Genomic DNA, 21,599 nt, shown 5'->3' with positions numbered 1-21,599 from the left:
GCGCTGTCCCGGACCTGATCCGGGACTTGCGCTATTGGTCCCGGATCAAGTCCGGGACGGCGTGGAGGGAAAAGGCGGTATCATGCCATCCAGCAAAAAGTCAGGATCTGTTTGACAGCAAACAGCGCTTCAATCCGTCTTCAAAGACCGAGACGTTTTTGCCGGTAGGCGCGCACGGCATCGCCGAAGGCCGCGAACAGCTTCTTTGACGGTCCGTCCGTCGCAACCCAGTATTCCGGGTGCCACTGGGTGGCGAGCACATAGCCGGGGCTGTCCGTGAGAGAGACCGCCTCGATGGTGCCGTCTTCCGCCAGGGCTTCGACGGTCAGGCCGTTGCCGAGTTCGCCGAGCGCCTGCCGGTGAAGGGAATTGACCTCGAAGGGTTCCGCACCGAGCACCTGTTCCAGGCTTCCGCCTGAAGTGACTTCAACCGGATGGGCAATGCGGAAACGTTCTTCCTGATGCTCGGAGACCGGTGCGCGGTGGTCCTTGCGCCCCTCTATCGCCTGGATTTCCGTCAGGAGCGTACCGCCGAGGGCGACGTTCAGCTCCTGCATGCCGCGGCAGATCGCAAAGACCGGGACGCCGCGGTCGACGGCACGCTTGAGAAGCGGCATTGTCGTCGCATCGCGGTCCGGGTCGTAGGGGCCGTTTTCCTCCGTCGGTTCCCGGCCGTAGAGCTGCGGATTGACATTCGAGCGGGAGCCGGTGGCCAGAACGCCGTCGACCTGGTCCAGCGCGGCATCCAGATCGAGATCCGGCCCGAGCGACGGGAGGATCATCGGAATGGCATCAGAGCCTTTCAGAACGGCCTGAAGATAGGTCGAGACCGCAGCGTGCCAGTTGTAGCCGTCAAGGGCTTTGACATCTGCGGTAACCAGGACGAGCGGTTTGGTCATTTTGGGGCCTGTCGTGCGCGCATCGAGACTGTTGGCAAGGTGTTTGGTGGAGATGTTCTAGGTCACAGAGTCTAATCCAGCAATCCAAGATCCTGCGCAACCTTGTAAAGCTGCGCCGCATTCTTGTTGCCGACTTTTTCCCTGAGATTCAGACGATGGGATTCGACCGTACGGACACTGATGCCGAGTTTCTTGGCGACTTCCTTGTTCGGCTGGCCGGCGGCGATGGCGGTCAGTACCTGGCGTTCACGCTCCGTCAGGCCATAGGGATCTTCCACCGGGGCGGACGTGGTCGCGCCGACAAGGGTGGGTCCGACCGCAGCGGAGAAATAATATCCGCCGGTGGCCACGCTGGTGATGGCGGTGATCATCTCGGCGGAGGAGATGTCCTTCAGGATGTAGCCACGGGCACCGGCCTGCACCACGCCGCGCACGTATTCCGGATTGTCATAAACCGACAGGATCAGGACCGCCGTGTCGGGCAGGATCTTGCGCACCTGTCTTGCGGCCTCCAGCCCGTTCATCACGGGCATGGAGACATCCATGAGGAGAACGTCGGGGCGCAGATCCTCGGCAAGGTTCACAGCTTCAAGCCCGTTGGTTGCCTCTCCGACCACTTCAAGGTCCGGCACCTTCTGCAGCCGGGCGCGAATGCCGTCGCGGACCAGTTCGTGGTCATCGGCGAGCAGGACCCTGACGGGTTTGCCGGTCTGCTGTTGTACGGGGGAAGGTGAATGCACTGTCATCTTCGGATCATGCCGCCTTTGCCAGTTGTTTGTCGAGCGGCATCTGGACCCATATCCGGGTGCCTCCGGAGGATCTGCGGTTCAGGGTCAGGCGTCCGCCGAAGGTCTCGATCCGTTCGCGCATGTTGCGGAATCCCAGGCCTCCAGTCCTGGGCAGCGGGCGCGGCAAGCCGACGCCGTTGTCTTCCACCGACAGGACAAGGCTGTGCAGGCCAACCTTCAGGCTGATGGTGACTTCGGACGCGCCCGCATGGCGGGCGACATTGGTCAGGCATTCCTGGACCACCCGGTAAAGCGCGGTTTTGGCCCCCTCGGACAGGCGGGTCTGACACTGGTCGGCTGTCACGTTGACGACGATGCCAGACTGGTTCTGGAATTCCTTGCCGAGACTTCCGAGCGCGGCAGAGAGCCCCATGTCGTCGAGCACGCTGGGGCGCAGATCGCGGGAGATGCGCCGGACCTCGGCGATGGTGCCGTCAAGGGTCGTCAGGCATTTGGCCGCCTGTGTCTGCAGTTCAGGGGCACCGCCGGCCTCGCTGTGGATCATCTCGACCCCATAGCGCACGGAGACAAGCAACTGGGAAATGCTGTCGTGGAGTTCGGTCGATACGCGTTTGCGCTCCTGTTCCTGGACCTGAAAGATCCGGTTGGTCAGTTCCTTCAGCCTGCTGTCGGCGAAGCGCTGCTCGGAGAAACGCACACCGGCGATCAGCAAACCGGCGATGACGATCGCCGCGAGCGTGATCATGAAGGTCACGAGCAGGGTCTGCCGGATGCTGTGGGCAATGTCGGCATGGATCGCGGCGACCTCGCGGGCAATGTCGTCTGTGTAAAGGCCGGTCCCCAGCATCCAGCCCCATTTGTCCAGCAGGATGGCGTAGCCGAGTTTTTCCTCGACGGTGCCCGTGGAGGGCTTGTGCCAGACATACTGATGGAAACCGCCCCCGGCCTGAGCCGCCAGGATCAGGTTACGGATCACGTGGTCTCCGTTGTCGTCCTGCAGGTCCCACCAGTTGCCGCCGACCAGGTGCGGCAGCTTCGGATGGACGATGTTGGTGCCGTCGAGCGTATAGACGAAGAAATAGCCGTCATAGTCGAAGGTGAGATGCTGCAGGATATCCTTGACCCGCGCCTGGGCCGCCTCGCGCCCTCCGGGCTCGTCGCGGTAGATCTGTTCGATGGAGGTCAGGGCAAGACTGACATAGTTGCGGATCTCCTGCCGCTTGGCGGACAGGATGCGCTGCTCCACCGCCTGGGTCTGGGCGTTGATGAGTTCGCGTGACTGATAGTAGGTCGTGCCGCCGATCAGAAAGGACACAGCGATCAGGGGCAGGATCGTGATGAGCAGCAATTTGGTCTTGAACGTCACTGAATTCGCCCTTTCATTGCGCGTGTCCCCAATGCCTCGTATTTCTATTGCGCGCATTCGGTAGTATTACTGAATAACTGCGCAGAACCACGAATAGCATACTGGCCATCCGGTCAACTAGACATACGGCGAGATCGGTGCAAGTGTGTGCGCCGGTCCGATATCGGGTCCGTTTAGGGAGGAAACTAATGGATCGTCGTTCATTTATCAAAAAGGCTGGCCTTGGCGCTGGCGGTGTAGCTGCCGGCTCCGTACTGGCTGCTCCGGCAATCGCCCAGGGCACCAAGGAAATGGTCATCGTGTCCACCTGGCCACGTGACTTTCCGGGTCTCGGCGTTCCGGCGCAGCGCCTGGCAGCCCGTATTGCCGAGCTGACCCAGGGTCGTCTCAACGTTCAGTATTTCGCCGCCGGCGAGCGTGTCGGCGCGTTCGACTCCTTCGACGAAGTCGCATCCGGCAATGCTCAGGCCTACATCGGCGCTGACTATTACTGGAAAGGCAAACACCCTGGCTGGGCCGCTTTCACGGCCGTTCCGTTCGGTTTGACCTACACGGAAATGGATGCCTGGATCAAATACGGTGGCGGTCAGGAACTCTGGGATGAGCTGGCCGGCGAGTTTGGTCTGAAGAACCTCGCCATGGGCAACACCGGCGTCCAGATGGGCGGCTGGTTCAACAAGGAAATCGAGACCGCTGACGACCTGAAGGGTCTGAAGATGCGTATTCCGGGCCAGGGCGGCGACGTCATGGCGAAACTGGGTGCGTCTCCGGTGTCTCTGCCGGGCGGCCAGATCTACGAAAACCTCGTTTCCGGCGCAATCGACGCAACCGAGTGGGTTGGCCCGTTCAACGACTACTTCATGAAGTTCTACGAAGCGGCCAAATACTACTACTACCCGGGCATGCACGAGCCGGGCGCAATGCTGGCACTCGGCATGAACAAGGCCTTCTGGGAAGGTCTCGACGCGGTCGATCAGCAGATCATCGTTGCGGCCTGTGCGGAGGAAAACTCCAACACCATGGCGGAAACCAACGCCAACAACGGTGCCTACCTCAAGCGTCTTATCGATGAGCATGGTGTCGAGTTGCGTCAGTTCTCCGACGAGATCTACGACAGCTTCGGTGAAGCCGCGCAGGAAGTTCTGGAAGAAGCGATGGATCACTCCCCGCTTTCCAAGAAGATCTTCGAAAGCGTGATCAATGCGCGCCAGGAAATCGGCAGCTACATGGCGATCTCCGACGTTGCCTACAGCAACAAGCGCAACCGTTATCTCGGTATTCCGGAATAAGCGGACTTGAACAAAAGGGACGGGAGAAATCCCGTCCCTCTTTACATTGGACAAAGATAAAAAGGCTCAGCCACGATGACGGCCTTGGACATGGTTCAAGACGGCTCGCCTGTTATGAAATCCGGTGAAACGCACTCGCCGGAAAGCGCCCGCATCTCTCGCCTGTTCGGCTGGATCGTATTGGCCCTCATGACGGCGTATTTGCTCAACAACTATCTGACATACTGGCAGGATCTTCCCGGTGTCGCGCCGATTTACGGCGGGGCGGCCAACGGGTCGCTGCCGATCCTCTGGTCGTGGCTGCAGCTTGCCCTCTATGCGGCGCTGGTACTCGGCGCTGTCGCCTATGTGCTGAAAAGCAGCTGGACCCTGCGCGAGGACAGTCGCAGGATCAGCAACATCAACGCCTTCCTGATACGGGCCGCGTTTTTTGCCGTGCTCATCGTCGGTTTCACCGACAGCGTGATCTCCTTTCTGCGCATCGAGGATCTGCTGTCCGGTGTTGTCGGCCAGGAGCTGGCGGACGATCTTGGCCGCGCCCGGTTCCGCGGCCCTTATCTTCACATGCCGCTTATCGCCCTTTCGGTTGTCATTGCTGCCTTCACCCGCACGCTCGGCTTCACCTGGCTGGCGCTTCTGGTGGTTGTCGCCGAACTCCTGATCGTGATCGGGCGTTTCGTGTTTTCCTACGAGCAGGCGTTCCTGGCCGATCTGGTTCGCTTCTGGTATGCGGCGCTGTTCCTGTTCGCCAGCGCCTATACGCTGCTGGAGGAAGGGCACGTGAGGGTGGATGTCTTCTACGCCGGCCTGTCCACCAGGACGAAGGGCTATGTGAACGCCATCGGATCGGTTGCCCTCGGCATGAGCCTGTGCACCGTGATCCTGGTCATCGGCATGGGCGGCAAGCAGAACATCATCAACAGTCCTATCCTGACCTACGAGACGACACAGGCGGGCTTCGGCCTGTTCGTGAAATATCTGATGGCAGGCTTCCTTGGCGTGTTTGCCGTTTCCATGATGATCCAGTTCGTGGCTTATTTCATGGATGCGGTTGCCGATATTCGCGGTGAACCGGGCGGCCGGGATCACGACAGCCATTCTGTTCAATAGCGCCGACGAGACCGCTCGATATGGAACTTTTCTTCCTTCTTCTCCTAGTTCTCCTGATGGCGTTCGCGCTCGGCTCCGGTTTTCCGGTCGCCTTCGCCCTGCCTGGGTCCGCCATCCTGACCATCGGCATCGCGGCCGGAACGGGGTACCTGTTCGCAGACGATACCGGGGCCTATTTCTCTCACGGCGGTCCGGGTCAGTGGCTAAGCGCCGGGGTGACCAACTTCCGCGGCATCTACTGGGAGGCCGAGCGGGATACGCTGATTGCCATCCCGCTCTTCGTCTTCATGGGGATCATGCTGCAGCGCTCCAAGATCGCCGAAGACCTGCTGGTGACGATGGCGCGGCTGTTCGGGCCGGTTCCGGGCGGTCTCGGCATTTCGGTGGTGTTCGTCGGCGCACTTCTGGCGGCGACCACAGGCATCGTCGGCGCGACCGTGGTGGCCATGGGTCTGATCTCCCTTCCGGCCATGCTGCGCAACAAATATTCGGTGCCGCTGGCAACGGGCACCATCGCCGCTTCAGGCACGCTCGGCCAGATCATCCCGCCTTCCATCGTGCTCATCATCCTGGCCGACCAGCTTGCCAGCGCCGTCGATCAGGCCGGCTCGCTGCGCCAGACGCTCTACAAGTCGAGCACCGGCGAACTTTCGATGCCGTCCGACTTTTCCGTCGTTTCGACGAGTGCCGGGGAAATGTTCCTTGGAGCGTTCCTGCCCGGGTTGGTTCTCGTCGGGCTTTACATGCTTTTCATCCTCGGGTTCGCACTGCTGAACCCGAAATCGGCGCCGGCCGTCCATGAAGAGGGTACCTTCACGCGCCAGTTCGCGGTCAAGGTCGTCCTCACTCTGGTGCCGCCGCTGGCGCTGATCTTCCTTGTGCTCGGCTCGATCGTCGCCGGTGTTGCTACCGTCAACCAGGCTGGCGCCATCGGTGCCGTCGGCGCCATGGTCATGGCCGGATACCGGCTCCGGGACGGCAAACGCGGGGCTTATTCTCCGGCGATCATCGCCATCCTGGCCCTGCTCGGTCTCGCCGTGATTGTCGGTTTCTTCGGCGCGGTCAACATCAAGCTGATCCAGACCAGCGACGATCTGCTGGCGTTGATTCTGGCGATCATCGCCGTCTCGCTGCTGCTGATCGCGATCTTCTGGTCCGGCTGGCGTACGCTGAAACTGGAAAACACGTTGCGCGGCGTCATGGTGGAAACCGCCAAGACCACGTCGCTGGTGTTCATCATCCTGCTTGGCGCCGCCATGCTGACGTCCGCCTTCCGGGCATTCGGGGGCGAGGACCTTGTGAAGGACTTCCTTCAGGGCCTGCCGGGCGGTTTCTGGGCGCAGTTCCTGATCGTGATGCTGGTGATCTTCGTCCTCGGCTTCTTCCTCGACTTCATCGAAATCGCCGTTGTGGTGGTGCCGATCGTAGCGCCGATCCTGCTGGCGGACCCGGAAGCCAACGTCACGGCCGTGTGGCTGGGCGTGATGATCGGCCTGAACATCCAGACGTCCTTCCTGACGCCGCCCTTCGGTTTTGCGCTGTTTTATCTGCGCGGTGTCGCGCCGGCGGTGGTCAAGACCCTGGACATGTACAAGGGCGTGATCGCTTTTATCTGCCTGCAGCTCGTTGCCCTGGGAATCGTCGGACTTTATCCGCAGCTGGTGAACTACCTGCCGAACCGGTCTACGCTCCTGTCAGAGACAGCGCCTCCGCCGAAAAATCCGCGTCTGCAATACTGCATGGAATCCCTCGTTCACGAGAAATTCCAGCAGAACGGCGCCGGCATTCTGGCGGCGATACAGTCCGCGGAAGCCATCGATATGAGCTACCTGCCGGAAGACCTGCGCGAGGATCTGCAGGAAGGCTTTGAAAAGGCCCGCGAAGCGATACCGCTGATGCAGGCGATCAAGGATGCCGAAGTAAAGGTCGCGGAAGCAGCCGTCGCCTACAAACCGGTTCACGTCGAGGTTCGCGCGCTTGAACGCGATGCCCTCAGGATCGAGGAGCGGATCGAAGAGCTTGAAGTGATCGTCACCCGGTCCGGTGGCACCGGTGTCTTCACGGAAGCGCAGGGTGAACGCGCCCGCGAACGCATCGAGGTCCTCCAGGCCGAGCATGATGCTCTGCTGGCGAGAATTCCGTCTGACTGGAAGGAAGTCTACGCGACCTTCTCGAAAATTCAGAAAGAGGAAAACACGGCACGCCTGACCTACCGGCGGACCGTGGATCAGGCCTATGAGCCCGTCCTCGAGCTGAAGGCGATCCTTGCCGATACGGATCTGGTGGCGAGTTTCCGGCCCGAGCTGGAAGCGCTGAAGGCTGAAGTGCCCGGTCTTGATCCGGAAGCTGCAGAAGAAGCGATTTCAGAGATGCGGTCCCGGATCGGCGACGCGGAAGGCACGAGTGACATCCGCAGCGGATTGAGCGAGGCCCGCAAGATCATGCGCAGCCGGCAGCCGAACGCGGAAGAAGCAGTGGCCGAAATCGACAAGTCGATCGCCGCGCTCGATGCCGATCTGGCATGGCGGCAGAAGGCCGCCACGGAGATCCTGCCGCAGCTTACCGCATACAATGCGGCGGTTGTTGACACGATCGGACTGCGCCAGCAGGACCGCCTGCCGACGGACATGGCCCTCGACGTCGCCGCCTGCCTCTCCAGTCATCGGGATGTCTCGCTGAGCTTCTAGATTGATCCCTGCAGCCCCGGCCTTGTGCCGGGGCCGTTCTCCACGCCAGAAAAGTCCCGGATCAGGTCCGGGACGACGCGGGAGAAGTTGCGTGTCCTGAAGGGATTACCCCCACTTCACATCGCAGGCGAGCATGTAGCCGGAACCGTAGATAGTGCGGATGTGGGCCGGTTCGTTGTTGCGGGTGAGCTTCTTGCGGATGCGCGAGATGCGCACGTCGATCGACCGATCGAGGCTTTCGTCGCGGCCGCCGTGTTCCAGCAGGTAGTCCCGTGTCAGAACCCGTTTCGGCGCCCGCAGCAGCGCTTCCAGCAATGTTGCTTCGCCGGTGGACAGAAATGTCTCCTCTCCCTCCGGCGAGATCAGGCTGTGCGAGGAAGGCTGGTAGATCCAGCCCTCGAAGCGTGCCTGTTCCGCACCGCGCACCGGCTGTTCGCGTCCCGAGGCGCGGCGTAGAATGGAGCGGATGCGGGCGACAACCTCGCGCGGGTCGAACGGCTTGACCACATAATCGTCCGCACCGAGTTCCAGGCCCATGACGCGGTCGCTGGAGTGACCGCGCGCGGAGAGTACGATGATCGGCACGGAGGATTGCCGGCGGATTTCGTTTATAAGGGCCATGCCTTCCATGTCGGGCAGGCCAAGATCGACGATGCAGGCATCCGGCTTGTCGTATTTCAGCGCATCGAGCATCTGTGCCGCGGTTGAAAGCACCTGACCCTGTATGTTGAACTGGGACATGGCATCCAGCAGCAGATTGCCGATTTCCGGTTCATCATCGACGATGAAGACCTTGGGTTTGGCCAACGGTTCAGTATGTGTCTGCAAGGCTCGGTCCCTGGTCATCTATGAAACCGCGACTGGTGGCGTGGCAAGGATAGTGCGGAGAGTGTCTGCAAGCTGATCTTCCGCGAAGGGTTTTGCCAGAACCGGAAATTCGCAGCGGGTGTCTTGACCCGCAAGGGCCGACCAGTCAGCGTAGCCGGACATGAGCGCTATGGCGAGGTCGTTGCGCTTCTGATGAATTTCGCGGGCCAGCGCCAGGCCGTTTATCTGCCCGGGCATGATGATGTCGGTAAGAACGGCGCGCAGTTCCGGAACGTCCAGCGCGAGACTGCGCGCATCTTCCGCGCTTTCCGCGCGCAGGACCGAATAGCCGAGATTCTGCAATTGCTCGGTCACCGTGTTGGCGACATCGGGATCGTCCTCGACCAGCAACAGAAGTTCGCCCTGGCCGCGCGGTGGCCGGGCGCCTTGGGTCTCGGACGGAGACCCGCCGTCACAGGCTTCCAGCCGTTTCAGCGGCAGGTAGAGCGTCAGATAGGTACCGATGCCGAGGGCGCTGCTGACCTGGATGGCGCCTCCGGACTGGCGGATGAAGCCATAGACCATCGACAGACCTAGGCCGCTGCCGGTGCCGAAGGTCTTGGTGGTGAAAAACGGCTCGAAGACCTGCAACTGGGTTTGCGCGTCCATGCCGCTGCCGGTGTCTTCCACGATAATCTGCGCATAAGCTCCCGGCGCGACGCCAAGCTCATCGGCTTCCCGCCGTTCAAGCTGTGTTTCGGTGAGCGCGATGCGCAGGGTTCCGCCTTCCGGCATGGCGTCGCGCGCGTTGAAGGCAAGGTTGATCAGCGCCGTTTCCATCTGGGTGGGGTCGATACGCGCGGCGATGTCCCGGTTCTCGATTTCCGTTTCAAGGACGATGGCCGAGGGCAAGGAGCCTTCCAGAAGTCGGCCGGCGCTGGCGATAACCCGGGCGAGCGAGACCGTTTGCGGGTCGATCTCCTTGCCGCGGCTGAAGAGGAGCAGGCGCTGGATCAGGTCGGATCCGCGTTTGGTGGCCTCCAGCATCGGCGACAGCTTGGTGTCGAGCGTTTCCTTCGCGATCGGAGTGTCCATCCGGCCGAGGCTGAGAAGATTGCCCATCAGGATGGCCAGAAGATTGTTGAAATCATGGGCGAGGCCGCCGGTCAGCTTGCCGACCGCGTCCATACGCTGCGATTGCACCAGCGCGGCTTCGGCCTGTTTCTGGTCGGTTGCATCCAGCGACAGTACGAAGATCCCAAGCGTCCGGCCGTCCTGGGTCATGTCGGGTATCAGGGTCGAACGCATATAGGCGCTGGAACCGTCGGGGCGTTCGCGCTGGTATTCGTAGCTGACCGCGTTGCCTTCGAAGGCCCGGTTGATATGCGGCTCCAGAATCTTGAAGAGCTCCGGGCCAACGACTTCCGGTGCGGGGCGGCCAGCGATCGAAGCGACCGACTGGCCGAACCAGTCAGCATAGCGGCGATTGGCGAAGCGGAACACCGGACCGGGGGCGAGATAGGCGATCAGGGCCGGAATGTTGTCGGTCACCAGCCGCAGCCAATCCTCCGACTGCCGCAGCGCCCGGGTGCGTTCTTCCACCGTGCGCTCCAGCTTTTCCTGGCGGCGCCGGTCCTTGGTCACGTCCCAATAGGTGGTGACGAAACCGCCTCGTGGCAGCGGCGTCCCGGAGACCGCGATGATCTGGCCGTTGGGGCGGATGCGCTCGAAATAATGCGGCTCGAACAGTTCGGCGCGTTTCAGTCTCCGCCGGATCTTGCCTTCGATGTCGCCGGGCCCGTATTCGCCGCGCTCGGCGTTCACCCGCAGGAATTCCTCAAGGTGGGTCCCGCGCCGCGCCAATCCTTGCGGAAAATCAAGCATCTCCCAAAGGCCGCGGTTCCAGGCGACCAGCCGCAGATCCGCATCGAAGACCGAAAAGCCCTGATTGATGTGATCGAGCGCGGCCTGCATCAGATCAAGCTGCGTTTTGAGCTGCTGAGTCTCATCCATGAGGGCACATTAGTGCAAAAGCCAAGCCGACTGAAAGGCCTTGGATAGGTCCCTGGCCTAGTCCGATGGGTGAATGGGGCGGCGGGCCACTATGACCGATATAGCGCGACAGTGTCTCCGCCGCCATGTCTTCTTGTTCAACGTCGCCCACCGGATGCGCTTGCGCGCGGATCACGATGGCGATGATCAAGTAGGCGGCGCCCGCCGGTGCGCCCAACCGCTTCGCTTAGCGCTGTACTGGTGATCTGAACCAGATGGTCGGGGCGATTGCGGCGTCCCTGCCGGAGGCTGGGAGTGCGCCCGTTGGCATTGTGTAAACCGATATGGTCTATGCTCGCGGCTAGGCATTTCGGACCAAATTGCGGAGCGGGGGAAGAACCGGCAGATGACGGACGGTATTGAGCAACCGAGCGAGGGCCGGGCTGGCCGGCTGACGGCAAACTGGGTCTATGGCGCGCTGCCGCTTGCCCTGTTCCTGATCGGGTTCGCTCCCTTCGTGGACGGGATCCTGCTGCCGGTTTACCTGGCCCTGCCCGTCTACATGCTGCACCAGTACGAAGAGCACGATGCCGACCGTTTCCGGAAGAGCATCAACCTCATGCTCGGACCGCAGGCTCGGGGGCTGGGCAACGGCGCCGTCTGGATCATCAACGTGGTCTTCGTGTGGTTTCTTCTGCTTGCCGTCTTCTTCGCCGCGCGCGTCGCGCCTGGCTGGGGTGTCGTTGCCGCCTATCTGATGGCCATCAATGCCCTGGTTCACATTGCTGCCGCGATCCGCACGCGGCAGGGGAATCCCGGTCTTGTTACCGCCATCGTCCTGTTCCTGCCGCTGTCCGCCTGGATCCTTGCCGCCCAGCCGGCGAGCCTTGTCCAGCACCTGACCGGCGCGGCGCTAATCCTCGCCCTGCACGGTGCCATCGCGGCCTGGGCGACCCGTCCGGTCGCCTAAGGTAGGGCGCAGCGAGGTCCGCCAGCCCTGTCAGTCCGGTTTCACTGCCGTGATTGCGTAGCGATGCTGGGCGGCCCGCTCAAGGCCCTTCAGGAACGGGAAGTCCCGGGCCTGCGCCTTTTTGACGGCGCGCAGGTTCCTGTCGATTCTGATGTTGGAAAACCCTGTTTCCTCCAGCAGTTGTGCCACCGCTTCCGCCCGCGCACCGTCGTGGAAATACACCCGCGACAGGATGCTGCGATGCATGTCCCTCATGTCTGGCGAGCTTCCGGCCGTTTGGACCGGACTTGAAGACGAAAATTTTTCCAGGACCCGGGACAGCCCGGCCATGAGCCTTGAGACCAGCCCGGCATTGACGAAGTCCCCGTCGACGACCAGCAGTCTGCCCCCCGGTTTGAGTACCCGGTGCCACTCGCGAAACGCGGCATGAGGGTCGACCAGCGTCCAGACAAGGTGCCTGCAGGCGACAACGTCATACCGGTCCGCAGGCTCCAGGGTGCGTTCGGCATCGCCCATCAGAAACCGGATCTGGCGTTGCCGTGCCTTGGCCTTGGCTCGGGCCCGCTCCAGCATCGGCTCGGCCCAGTCCATGCCTGTCACCGTGAATTCGAGATCGTCGAGGAGGTGGGAGATGACGCCAGTGCCGCAGGCAAGATCCAGAGCCGTGCGCCCGCCTCCTGATCCCAGGTGCCGTTGAAACAGACCGTGCCAGGCTTCTCTCTCCTCTTCGGAGAAGATTTCATGGCCGGGCTGCGTGTCGAAGGTTTCCGCCCGTTTGCCCCAGTATTCCTTGATTTCTTCGCGCAGATCGTAGTTCGACAGCGTTTCCGTGCCGCTCATGTTTGCCGGAGCCTCGTGTGAGTTGGAATCGTTCCAGAAGATAGAACTTGACTCATATACTCAGGAAAAATAGGAGAAAACAAGAGTATAAAACTCATGTTAAATTCCAGATTTGAGGCAGATGTGAGATACGAAAACGTTTTTGCGGCTTCCGCAATGTTTGCAGCGGTTCTTTTCCCGGCGGGCCTGATGGCCGCGGAAACCGTTACGGTGACCGACATTGCCGGGCGGACCGTCGAAGTTGAGGCTCCGGTGGAAAAGGTCATTCTCGGCGAAGGCCGCCAGATCTATTTCACCGCAGCGCTGGATGGCGACGAGCCCTTCAAACGTGTGGTTGGCTGGCGGGACGATTTCGAGAAGGCCGACAATGACGGCTATCACCAGTACCTGGAAAAGTTTCCGCAGATGGCCGACCTGCCGACTTTCGGCGGCATGAAGAACGGCACGTTCGACATCGAACAGGCGGTTGCCCTCGAGCCGGATGTCATCATCCTGAACATTGACGCCAAGGAAGCGACGGAAGACGGCGGTTATATCGAGAAGCTGGCGAAGGTCGGTATTCCGGTCGTTTATGTCGACTTCCGTGACAAGCCGATGGAAAATACCGAGCCGTCCATGCGCCTGATCGGCAAGATCTTCGGCGAGGAACAGAAGGCCGAGGATTTCATCGCGTTCCGTGCCGCCGAGATCGAAAAGGTCACCAGCAATCTGGCGCAACAAGCCGACCTGCAGCGCCCGGTCGTTTTCGTGGAACGGGCCGGCGGCTATTCCGATGACTGCTGCATGTCCTTCGGCAACGAGAACTTCGGCAAGATGGTGGAAATCGCCGGTGGCGTGAACATGGCCGGAGACATCATTCCCGGCACGTTCGGCACCGTGAACCCGGAGCAGATCATCGCGGCCAACCCGGACCACGTCATCGTCACCGGCGCCAACTGGGAACTGTACGTACCCGGCGGCAACTGGGTGGGTGTCGGCAGTGGTGCGGATCCGGAAGTCTCGTCCGAAAAGCTGGCGGGCCTGATGGAGCGTCCCGGCTTTACCGGCGTCAAGGCGGTCCAGGACAACAATGTTCACGCCATCTGGCACCAGTTCTACAACAGCCCCTACCAGTTCGTTGCGATCCAGCAGATCGCCAAGTGGTTGCATCCGGAACTGTTCGCCGATCTTGATCCGAGCGGGACCTTCGGCGAACTGCACGAGCGCTTCCTGCCGGTCGACTACCGGCCCGGCTACTTCGTGTCTCTGAAATCGGATGGCTGACATGCCAGTGGCTGAAACGGGTGCAGCCGGGACAGGGCGCGGTCTTTACCGCGCCCTTGCCTTTCGGCGCGTCCTGATGATCTGCGGATTGCTGAGCGCACTGGCTGCCACCTTCTGCGTCGACCTGGCGCTTGGTCCGGCGCGCTATCCGCTGGACGAAGTGCTGGCGGCGGTGTTCTTCCCGTCCGAGGCCGCGCTTCAGACGCGCGTGGTGATCTGGGATATCCGCATGCCGATCGCTCTGATGGCGATCTCCGTCGGTGGCTGTCTGTCGCTGGCCGGTGCACAGATGCAGACGATCCTGGCGAACCCTCTTGCGAGCCCGTTCACGCTCGGCATTTCCGCCGCAGCCGGTTTTGGCGCGGCGCTGGGACTGGTGGCGGGCGTGGCGATCTTTCCGGCCGCCGTGCAGTATATGGTGCCGCTCAACGCCTTCATCATGGCGATGGCCGCCTCGCTGTTCATCTATGCCTTTTCCACCTTCCGGGGTGTGAGCGTGCAGACCATCGTGCTCCTCGGTATTGCCCTGGTGTTCACGTTCAACGCGCTGCTTTCTCTGCTGGAATATCTGGCCTCCGAACAGGCGCTGGCGGCGGTGGTCTTCTGGACCATGGGGTCGCTTACCAAGGCGACCTGGGGCAAGGTCTACGCCACCTTCGCCGTGCTGATCGTCTGCGTACCGTTCTTTGCCCGCAATTCCTGGGCGCTGACCGCGCTCCGGCTCGGTGAGGTCAAGGCGGCGAGTTTCGGCGTCAACATCCGTTCGCTGCGGCTCAAGACGCTGCTCGGCGTCAGCCTGCTGGCGGCCATTCCGGTCTCCTTCGTCGGCACCATCGGCTTCGTCGGCCTGGTGGGGCCGCATGTCGCCCGCATGCTGGTCGGCGAGGACCAGCGCTTCTTTCTTCCTGCGGCGATCCTGTGCGGCTCCCTGATGCTGTCGGCGACCTCCGTGGTTTCCAAGATGCTCATTCCCGGCGCCGTGCTGCCCATCGGGGTCATCACCGCTCTGGTCGGTGTACCGTTCTTCTTTGCGCTGATTTTCGCCGACAGGAGGAACTCATGGTAGCGCTCCGCCTTGAAGATGTCGGCGCGCGATACGGTTCCGGCCTTGCCGTCGAAGGCGTCACGACACCGGACCTTGCCGGTGGGGAACTGACCGCGTTGATCGGTCCCAATGCCGCGGGCAAGTCGACCCTGTTCAAACGCATCGCCGGTCTCCTGAAAGGCCCCGGCACCGTGCATCTTGAAGGCGCCAGCGCGCCGGAGGCAACCGCGGTCCGCTACATGCCGCAGGACACCGGCGCCAACGCGGTGCTGACAGTCTATGAATCCATCCTGCTGGCAGCCAAGCAGGGGGAGGGATGGCGGGTGCGCGATCACGAACTGACCGCCATCGACCACCTGCTGCAGTCCCTTCAGATCACCGATATCGCTTTCCGTAATCTGGGAGAATTGTCCGGCGGACAGCGTCAGCTCGTCTCCATCGCGCAGGCGCTGGTGCGCAACCCGGAAGTCCTGCTGATGGATGAGCCGACTTCGGCGCTGGATCTCTACCGGCAGGTCGAGGTGCTGAGTTATATGCGCGGCCTGGCGCGGCAGAAGAACATGCTTGTGCTGATCGCCCTGCACGACCTCAACCACGCCCTGCGCTACTGCACCAGCACGCTGGTGATCGCCGGCGGCAAGCTGGTTGCGGCAGGCCCGAGCAGAGACGTGATCACACCTGAATTGATGCGTGACATCTACAAGGTCGAGGCGCGCATCGAGACCTGCTCGCGCGGCGAAGCGCATATCATCATCGACCGTCCGGCGGCGTGAGGCGGCAAGCGCGACCGTATCCGGTTCGGACCCGGCTCTTGCCGACAGGAAGGAAACGCACGTCAATGGTTTCATGGTTCCTACAAATATTCCATCGCGAACGTTCCGCAGCGGCCGTACCGCTGATCTGCCTGGTGCTGTTGCCGATGCCGGCGGCGGCGGAACCCGTGCAAATCCCCGGTCCGCAGGGACATTTCGAGGCGGAGATGATCGCTGTCGAGGGGGCGAACCATGCCCTTGTCATCATCCCCGGATCCGGTCCGACGGACCGGGACGGAAATTCGCCGTCGATGGGGCTGATGTCCGACAGCTACAAGATGCTTGCCGAGGACCTCGCCCGCCTGGGCGTGGCATCACTGCGTATCGACAAGCGCGGCTTCTTCGGCAGCGCTTCCGCCCTGTCCGATCCGAACGACGTGACCATCAAGGCTTATGCTGAGGATGCCCGGCGCTGGGTCGAAAAGGCGTCCGAACTTGCTCCGTGCGTATGGCTTGCCGGCCACTCTGAGGGCGGCCTCGTTGCGCTTGTGGCGGCCATGGAACCTCCGGAGGCTCTGTGCGGGCTTGTCCTCATGGCGGCACCGGGACGTCCCATTGGGCAACTGATGATCGAGCAGTTCGAAGCCAGCCCCGGGGCCGCACCGCTTCTTCCCCAGCTCCGGTCCGTCGTCGCGGATCTGGAAGCCGGCCGTCACCGGGATCCGGAACAGTTGACGCCGAACCTGCGGCCGCTTTTTTCCACCGGATTGCAACGTTACATGATCGACCTGTTTTCCCATGATCCGGCAGACATCGCCGGGAACTGGGAGGGGCCCGCGCTGATCGTTCAGGGCGATGCGGACATTCAGGTTCGCATGGTGGATGCCGACCTGCTTCAAACCGCGCTGCCACAGGCGCAGCAACTGGTCCTTTCAGGTGCAACCCATATGCTCAAGGCCGATGTGGCGGGGCAGCCTGCCGCGACCTACACAGACCCTACACTTCCCCTGCATGAAGACCTCGTTCCGGGCATCGTCCGATTTCTGGACGGCGTTGCCAAACCATAACGTCTGCGTCCTGCGCTCAAGAGCCTTGATGAAGGTGGTATCGGCACTGTCTTATGCACGTGTTGGACGATAGTGTTTCCGGTTATATCTGCAATGGAGGATCGAATGGCAGGAAACCTGTGCTTGTGTGGCTGTGGTCAACTCACAAAAGGGGGGCGTTACCGGCCCGGGCACGATCAGAAACTGCGGGCGGCCCTAGAAAAGGAAGCTGGCGGGCTTGAAAGCCTGCGGATGATTGTTGAGAAACATCTGGGCAAGACTATTGCCGCGGATACGAACCAATAGGCGGCCCGGCCGGTCTTCCTTTCCGCCGGCCCTTGTATTGGCCGCTCCGGATGAATAGCTCCGGGGCAAGGAGCTTTTCATGAAAAATTTCTCACTGCTCGATCTGTCGCCGGTGCCGGAAGGCAAGACTGCCGCCGATGCCCTCGCCAATACGGTCGATCTGGCCCGCGCGGCGGAGAAGGCCAGCTATCATCGCTACTGGCTGGCCGAACATCACAACATGCCCGGCATCGCCAGCGCGGCCACGGCCGTGGTGATTGGCCATGTCGCGGCGGCCACGAGCACCATGCGTGTCGGTGCCGGCGGGATCATGCTGCCCAACCACGCGCCGCTGGTGGTAGCCGAACAGTTCGGCACGCTGGCAACGCTCTATCCCGGCCGGATCGACCTCGGCCTGGGCCGCGCACCGGGCACCGACATGGCAACCGCCCGTGCGCTGCGCCGCCACATGGCGCAGGAGGACAGTTTCCCGCAGGACGTGGCGGAACTCATCGGTTATTTCGGCGACGCGGAGGAAGGTTCTTCCGTGCGGGCCATCCCGGGGGAGGGCACCCATGTGCCGGTCTGGATCCTCGGCTCCAGCCTTTACGGCGCGCAGCTTGCCGCCTATCTGGGTCTGCCCTATGCCTTTGCTTCGCATTTCGCACCGGACATGCTGGCGGAAGCGCTCTCGATCTACCGGTCCTCGTTCCAGCCCTCGGAAACGTTGTCGGAACCCTATGCGATGATGGCGGCGGGTGTGTGCGCGGCAGAGACCGACGAAGAGGCCACCTATCTGCGTTCCTCGCAGATCCTTGCCTTCGCCCGCCTGCGCACCGGCCGCCCCGGCAAGTTGCCCCTGCCGACGGATGATCTCTCGGCCGAGATCCCCGCGCCGGTGATGGCGCAGGTCAACCATGCCCTGTCCTGTTCCGCGACCGGCTCCCGCGCCACCATCCGGGACCGGCTGCAGAACCTGATCGAAACCCACCGGCCCGACGAGCTGATGGTAACCGGCATGATCCACGACCCCGCCGCGCGGGTGCGCTCGTTCGAGATCGCGGCCGAGGTGCTGGCGGACTTGCGGGAGGTGTCAAGGGTGGCGTGACGCTGTGTTTGAAGGGCAATTCTAAACCCATTTCAGACATGTTTCGGACCCGGCGGCTTCCGCAGGGGCTGCGTCTTTCAGCAAGCTGAAGTCCGCCTCTCCTGCGTCTACCGCGCCGATCCGGACTCTCAGGCTTCTTCCAGAACCCCCGTCGTCTCGTCATGCCTGGCCAACGGGCGGTTGCCCGCCAGACGCCGTGTGAGGACGTAGAAGACCGGCGTCATGAAGATGCCGAAGAAGGTGACGCCGATCATGCCCGAGAAGACGGCGATACCCATGGCAACGCGCATTTCCGCGCCGGCGCCGGTGGACAGGACCAGCGGCAGGACGCCGAGGATGAAGGCGATGGAAGTCATCAGGATCGGCCGCAGGCGCAACCGGCTCGCCTCCATTGCCGCCTGAAGCGGGCTGCGGCCTTCCAGTTCGAGTTCGCGGGCGAACTCGACAATCAGGATGGCGTTCTTCACCGACAGGCCGATCAGCACCACCAGGCCGATCTGGGTGAAGATGTTGTTGTCGCCGCCCGTCAACCAGATGCCCGTCAGGGCGGCGAGGACGCCCATCGGTACGATCAGGATGATCGCGACCGGCAGGGTGACGCTTTCGTACTGAGCGGCGAGCACAAGGAAGACCAGCAACAGGATGAGCGGAAAGACGAAGACTTCCGAATTGCCGGCGAGGATCTGCTGGTAGGTCAGGTCGGTCCACTCGTAACCTACACCCTTCGGCAGCGTCTCCTGCGCGAGCCGTTCCACCGCGTCCTGGGCCTGACCGGAGGAAAAGCCGGGCGCGGGGCCGCCATTGATGTCGGCGGCCAGATAGCCGTTATAGCGCGTCACCCTGTCCGGACCCGTGGCGGGGTCCACCTTGAGCAGGGCCGAGAGCGGGATCATCCGGCCGTTCGCGGAGCGCACTTCCAGCTTGCCGATGTCCTCCGCGTGGGCCCGGAACTTGGCATCGGCCTGGACGCGGACGGAATAGGTCCTGCCGAAGGCGTTGAAATCGTTCACGTAGAGCGAACCCAGATAGATCTGCAGTGTGTCGAAGACATCGGTCACCGAAACGCCAAGCTGTTCGGCCCGGGTCCGGTCGAGATCCGCGTAGAGTTGCGGAACGTTGATCTGGAAGCTGGAGAACAGGCCCGCCAGTTCAGGTGTCTGGTAGGCTTTGGCGAGAAAGGCCTTGTTGGCGGCGTCGAGAGTCTCGAAGCCCAGGCCGGCGCGGTCCTCGATCTGCAGTTTGAAACCGCCGGTGGTGCCGAGGCCCTGTACTGGCGGCGGCGAGAATATGGCGATGAAGGCGTCCTGGATCGCGCCGAATTTGCGGTTCAGCTGCATGGCGATGGCATCTCCGGAAAGTTCCGGCGACCGGCGTTCCTCGAAATCCGTCAGGGTGGCGAAGACGATGCCGGCGTTGGAAGCGTTGGTGAATCCGTTGATCGACAGGCCTGGAAAGGCAACCGCATGCTCGACGCCGGGCTGTTCCATGGCAATCTCGCTCATGCGGCGGATGACGTCCTCGGTCCGGTCGAGCGTCGCCGCGTCGGGAAGTTGCGCGAAGCCGATGAGATACTGCTTGTCCTGCGCGGGCACGAAGCCGCCGGGTATACTGGTGAAGAGGCCGTAAGTGGTCGCAGCGAGCGCGGCATAGACGACCATGACGAGGCTCTTGCGCGACAGAAGCCCTCCGACGCCCTTGCCATAGGCGCGCGAGCCCGCCCCGAACACCTTGTTGAAGCCGCGGAAGAACCAGCCGAACAGACGCTCCATGACGCGCGTCAGCAGGTCTTTGGGCGCGTCGTGTTCCTTCAGCAGGAGCGCGGCCAGCGCGGGGGAGAGGGTCAACGAGTTTATGGCCGAGATGACCGTTGAAATGGCGATGGTCAGGGCGAACTGCCGGTAGAACTGGCCCGACAGACCGGTTATGGTGGCCAACGGAACGAAGACGGCGACCAGAACCAGCGCGATTGCGATGATCGGGCCGGAGACTTCCTTCATGGCCTTGTAGGTCGCCTGGCGCGGGGCGAGACCGTTCTCGATGTTGCGCTCGACATTTTCCACCACCACGATGGCGTCGTCGACCACTATGCCGATGGCCAGCACGAGGCCGAAGAGGCTGAGCGCGTTGATGGAAAAGCCGAACACATACATCACGCCGAAGGTGCCGATGATCGACACCGGCACGGCGATCAGCGGAATGATCGAGGCGCGCCAGGTCTGCAGGAACACGATGACGACGAGAACCACCAGCAGGACTGCCTCCAGCAGCGTGTCGACGACCTTTTCGATGGAGGCGCGGACGAACTTCGTGGTGTCGTAGACGATCTCGTATTCAACACCCTCGGGCATCGCCACCTGAAGCGCGTTCATGGTTTCCACCACCGAGTCTGAAATGGCGATGGCGTTGGAGCCCGGTGACTGGAAGATCGGCATCGCCACGGCGGACTTGCCGTCAAGCAGCGAGCGCAGGGAATAGTCCGCCGCACCGAGCTCGATGCGGGCAACGTCACGCAGGCGGGTGACCTCGCCGTGCTCGCCTGTCCGGACGATGATGTTGCCAAACTCCTCGGGCGTTTCCAGACGGCCCTGGGCGTTGACACTGAGCTGCAGGTCGACGCCGTCGACATTCGGCGAAGCGCCGATGATGCCGGCCGCGGCCTGGACGTTCTGGGCGCGGATGGCTGTGGTGATGTCGCTGGCGGCGAGGTTGTTCTCGGCTGCCCGTTGCGGATCGACCCAGACTCGCATGGAATAGTCGCCGGAGCCGAAGACCTGAACCTGACCGACGCCGTCGATGCGCGCCAGCCTGTCCTTGATGTTGAGCACCGCGTAATTGCGCAGATAGGTGATGTCGTAGCGCTCGTTCGGCGAGATCAGGTGCACCACCATCATCAGGTCGGGCGAACTCTTGACCGTGGTTACGCCGAGGCTCCTGACTTCGGCCGGCAGGCGCGGCTCGGCTTGCGAAACGCGGTTCTGCACAAGCTGCTGCGCCTTGTCGGGATCGGTGCCCAGTTCGAAGGTCACCGTCAGCGTCATGACGCCGTCGGAGGTCGCCTGGCTGGACATGTATAGCATGCCCTCCACACCGTTGATCTGCTCTTCCAGGGGTGTTGCGACTGTCTCGGCTATGACCGTTGGGTTGGCGCCCGGATAGGTCGCCCGTACGACGACGGACGGCGGCACCACCTCCGGATATTCCGAAATCGGCAGGAAGGGGACACTGATCAGGCCGGCCAGCAGGATCAGGAACGATAGCACCCCGGCAAAGACCGGGCGGTCGACGAAAAATCTCGAGATATTCATTTTCCATGTCCTTCCGGGGTGGGGAGGAAACAAAGCTTCTCTGTCCGGCGGCCTGTGCCACCGGCGACAATCGGAATTCGGAGCAG

The 21,599-nt window shown here is 62.2% G+C and carries 17 protein-coding genes; 10 read left to right on the top strand and 7 right to left on the bottom strand.

Annotation, left to right across the window (positions count from 1 at the left end):
* Window positions 1-140: 140 nt before the first annotated feature.
* The 3 genes from Q1B40_RS23330 to Q1B40_RS23320 form a co-directional block, all read right to left on the bottom strand.
* Entirely contained in the window at window positions 141-899 is a 759-nt protein-coding gene (locus Q1B40_RS23330) for a gamma-glutamyl-gamma-aminobutyrate hydrolase family protein (RefSeq protein WP_299820454.1), read from the bottom strand.
* A 71-nt stretch (window positions 900-970) separates the two neighbouring features.
* The gene (locus Q1B40_RS23325) at window positions 971-1,645 is read right to left on the bottom strand and encodes a response regulator transcription factor (protein ID WP_299820451.1); all 675 of its coding nucleotides are present in this window, start codon (window positions 1,643-1,645) and stop codon (window positions 971-973) included.
* Between the two features lie 7 nt (window positions 1,646-1,652).
* Entirely contained in the window at window positions 1,653-3,014 is a 1,362-nt protein-coding gene (locus Q1B40_RS23320; protein WP_299820448.1) for a cache domain-containing protein, read from the bottom strand.
* Window positions 3,015-3,202: 188 nt separating this feature from the next.
* Between Q1B40_RS23320 and Q1B40_RS23315 the strand changes: the two genes are divergently transcribed.
* From Q1B40_RS23315 to Q1B40_RS23305, 3 genes are all read left to right on the top strand, one after another.
* Window positions 3,203-4,303 carry a TRAP transporter substrate-binding protein gene (locus Q1B40_RS23315; protein ID WP_299820445.1) on the top strand — a complete coding sequence of 367 codons (1,101 nt, stop codon included), beginning with the start codon at window positions 3,203-3,205 and terminating at the stop codon, window positions 4,301-4,303.
* A gap of 75 nt (window positions 4,304-4,378) precedes the next feature.
* Window positions 4,379-5,413: a TRAP transporter small permease subunit gene (locus Q1B40_RS23310; RefSeq protein WP_299820442.1), complete on the top strand. Its 1,035-nt coding sequence runs from the start codon at window positions 4,379-4,381 to the stop codon at window positions 5,411-5,413.
* A gap of 20 nt (window positions 5,414-5,433) precedes the next feature.
* The gene (locus tag Q1B40_RS23305; RefSeq protein WP_299820439.1) at window positions 5,434-8,100 is read left to right on the top strand and encodes a TRAP transporter large permease subunit; all 2,667 of its coding nucleotides are present in this window, start codon (window positions 5,434-5,436) and stop codon (window positions 8,098-8,100) included.
* Window positions 8,101-8,205: 105 nt separating this feature from the next.
* On the opposite strand, the gene Q1B40_RS23300 is transcribed toward Q1B40_RS23305, so the two are convergent.
* A complete protein-coding gene (locus Q1B40_RS23300; protein ID WP_299820436.1) occupies window positions 8,206-8,928 on the bottom strand; it encodes a response regulator transcription factor in 723 nt (240 codons plus the stop codon).
* Window positions 8,929-8,946: 18 nt separating this feature from the next.
* Complete coding sequence (locus Q1B40_RS23295) at window positions 8,947-10,920, bottom strand: PAS-domain containing protein (protein WP_299820433.1); 1,974 nt, start codon at window positions 10,918-10,920, stop codon at window positions 8,947-8,949.
* A 385-nt stretch (window positions 10,921-11,305) separates the two neighbouring features.
* Between Q1B40_RS23295 and Q1B40_RS23290 the strand changes: the two genes are divergently transcribed.
* On the top strand, window positions 11,306-11,869 hold the full coding sequence (locus tag Q1B40_RS23290) for an HXXEE domain-containing protein (RefSeq protein WP_299820430.1): 564 nt from the start codon (window positions 11,306-11,308) through the stop codon (window positions 11,867-11,869).
* 30 nt (window positions 11,870-11,899) lie between these two features.
* Here the strand turns inward: Q1B40_RS23290 and Q1B40_RS23285 are convergent, their stop codons facing one another.
* On the bottom strand, window positions 11,900-12,709 hold the full coding sequence (locus Q1B40_RS23285; protein ID WP_299820428.1) for a class I SAM-dependent methyltransferase: 810 nt from the start codon (window positions 12,707-12,709) through the stop codon (window positions 11,900-11,902).
* A 156-nt stretch (window positions 12,710-12,865) separates the two neighbouring features.
* Between Q1B40_RS23285 and Q1B40_RS23280 the strand changes: the two genes are divergently transcribed.
* The 6 genes from Q1B40_RS23280 to Q1B40_RS23255 all read left to right on the top strand — a co-directional run bounded on the left by Q1B40_RS23280 (window position 12,866) and on the right by Q1B40_RS23255 (window position 18,208).
* Window positions 12,866-13,972, top strand: coding sequence for an ABC transporter substrate-binding protein (locus Q1B40_RS23280; protein WP_299820425.1), 1,107 nt, complete (start codon window positions 12,866-12,868; stop codon window positions 13,970-13,972).
* A complete protein-coding gene (locus tag Q1B40_RS23275) occupies window positions 13,965-15,038 on the top strand; it encodes an iron ABC transporter permease (protein WP_299820422.1) in 1,074 nt (357 codons plus the stop codon). Before Q1B40_RS23280 ends, Q1B40_RS23275 begins: the two co-directional genes overlap by 8 nt.
* Window positions 15,032-15,790, top strand: coding sequence for an ABC transporter ATP-binding protein (locus Q1B40_RS23270; RefSeq protein ID WP_299820419.1), 759 nt, complete (start codon window positions 15,032-15,034; stop codon window positions 15,788-15,790). Before Q1B40_RS23275 ends, Q1B40_RS23270 begins: the two co-directional genes overlap by 7 nt.
* A gap of 65 nt (window positions 15,791-15,855) precedes the next feature.
* Window positions 15,856-16,836, top strand: coding sequence for an alpha/beta fold hydrolase (locus Q1B40_RS23265; RefSeq protein WP_299820416.1), 981 nt, complete (start codon window positions 15,856-15,858; stop codon window positions 16,834-16,836).
* A 105-nt stretch (window positions 16,837-16,941) separates the two neighbouring features.
* The gene (locus Q1B40_RS23260; protein WP_299820413.1) at window positions 16,942-17,121 is read left to right on the top strand and encodes a hypothetical protein; all 180 of its coding nucleotides are present in this window, start codon (window positions 16,942-16,944) and stop codon (window positions 17,119-17,121) included.
* A 79-nt stretch (window positions 17,122-17,200) separates the two neighbouring features.
* The gene (locus Q1B40_RS23255; protein WP_299820410.1) at window positions 17,201-18,208 is read left to right on the top strand and encodes an LLM class flavin-dependent oxidoreductase; all 1,008 of its coding nucleotides are present in this window, start codon (window positions 17,201-17,203) and stop codon (window positions 18,206-18,208) included.
* A gap of 128 nt (window positions 18,209-18,336) precedes the next feature.
* Here the strand turns inward: Q1B40_RS23255 and Q1B40_RS23250 are convergent, their stop codons facing one another.
* Window positions 18,337-21,513 (bottom strand): efflux RND transporter permease subunit, encoded by a 3,177-nt coding sequence (locus Q1B40_RS23250; protein WP_299820407.1) that lies wholly within the window; start codon window positions 21,511-21,513, stop codon window positions 18,337-18,339.
* Window positions 21,514-21,599: the final 86 nt, after the last annotated feature.

Origin of the sequence: uncultured Roseibium sp. (assembly GCF_947496995.1) — a bacterium.
Classification (GTDB): domain Bacteria; phylum Pseudomonadota; class Alphaproteobacteria; order Rhizobiales; family Stappiaceae; genus Roseibium.
The sequence above is the reverse complement of the archived record's forward strand: the minus strand, read 5'-3'. Positions and strand labels throughout refer to the sequence as shown.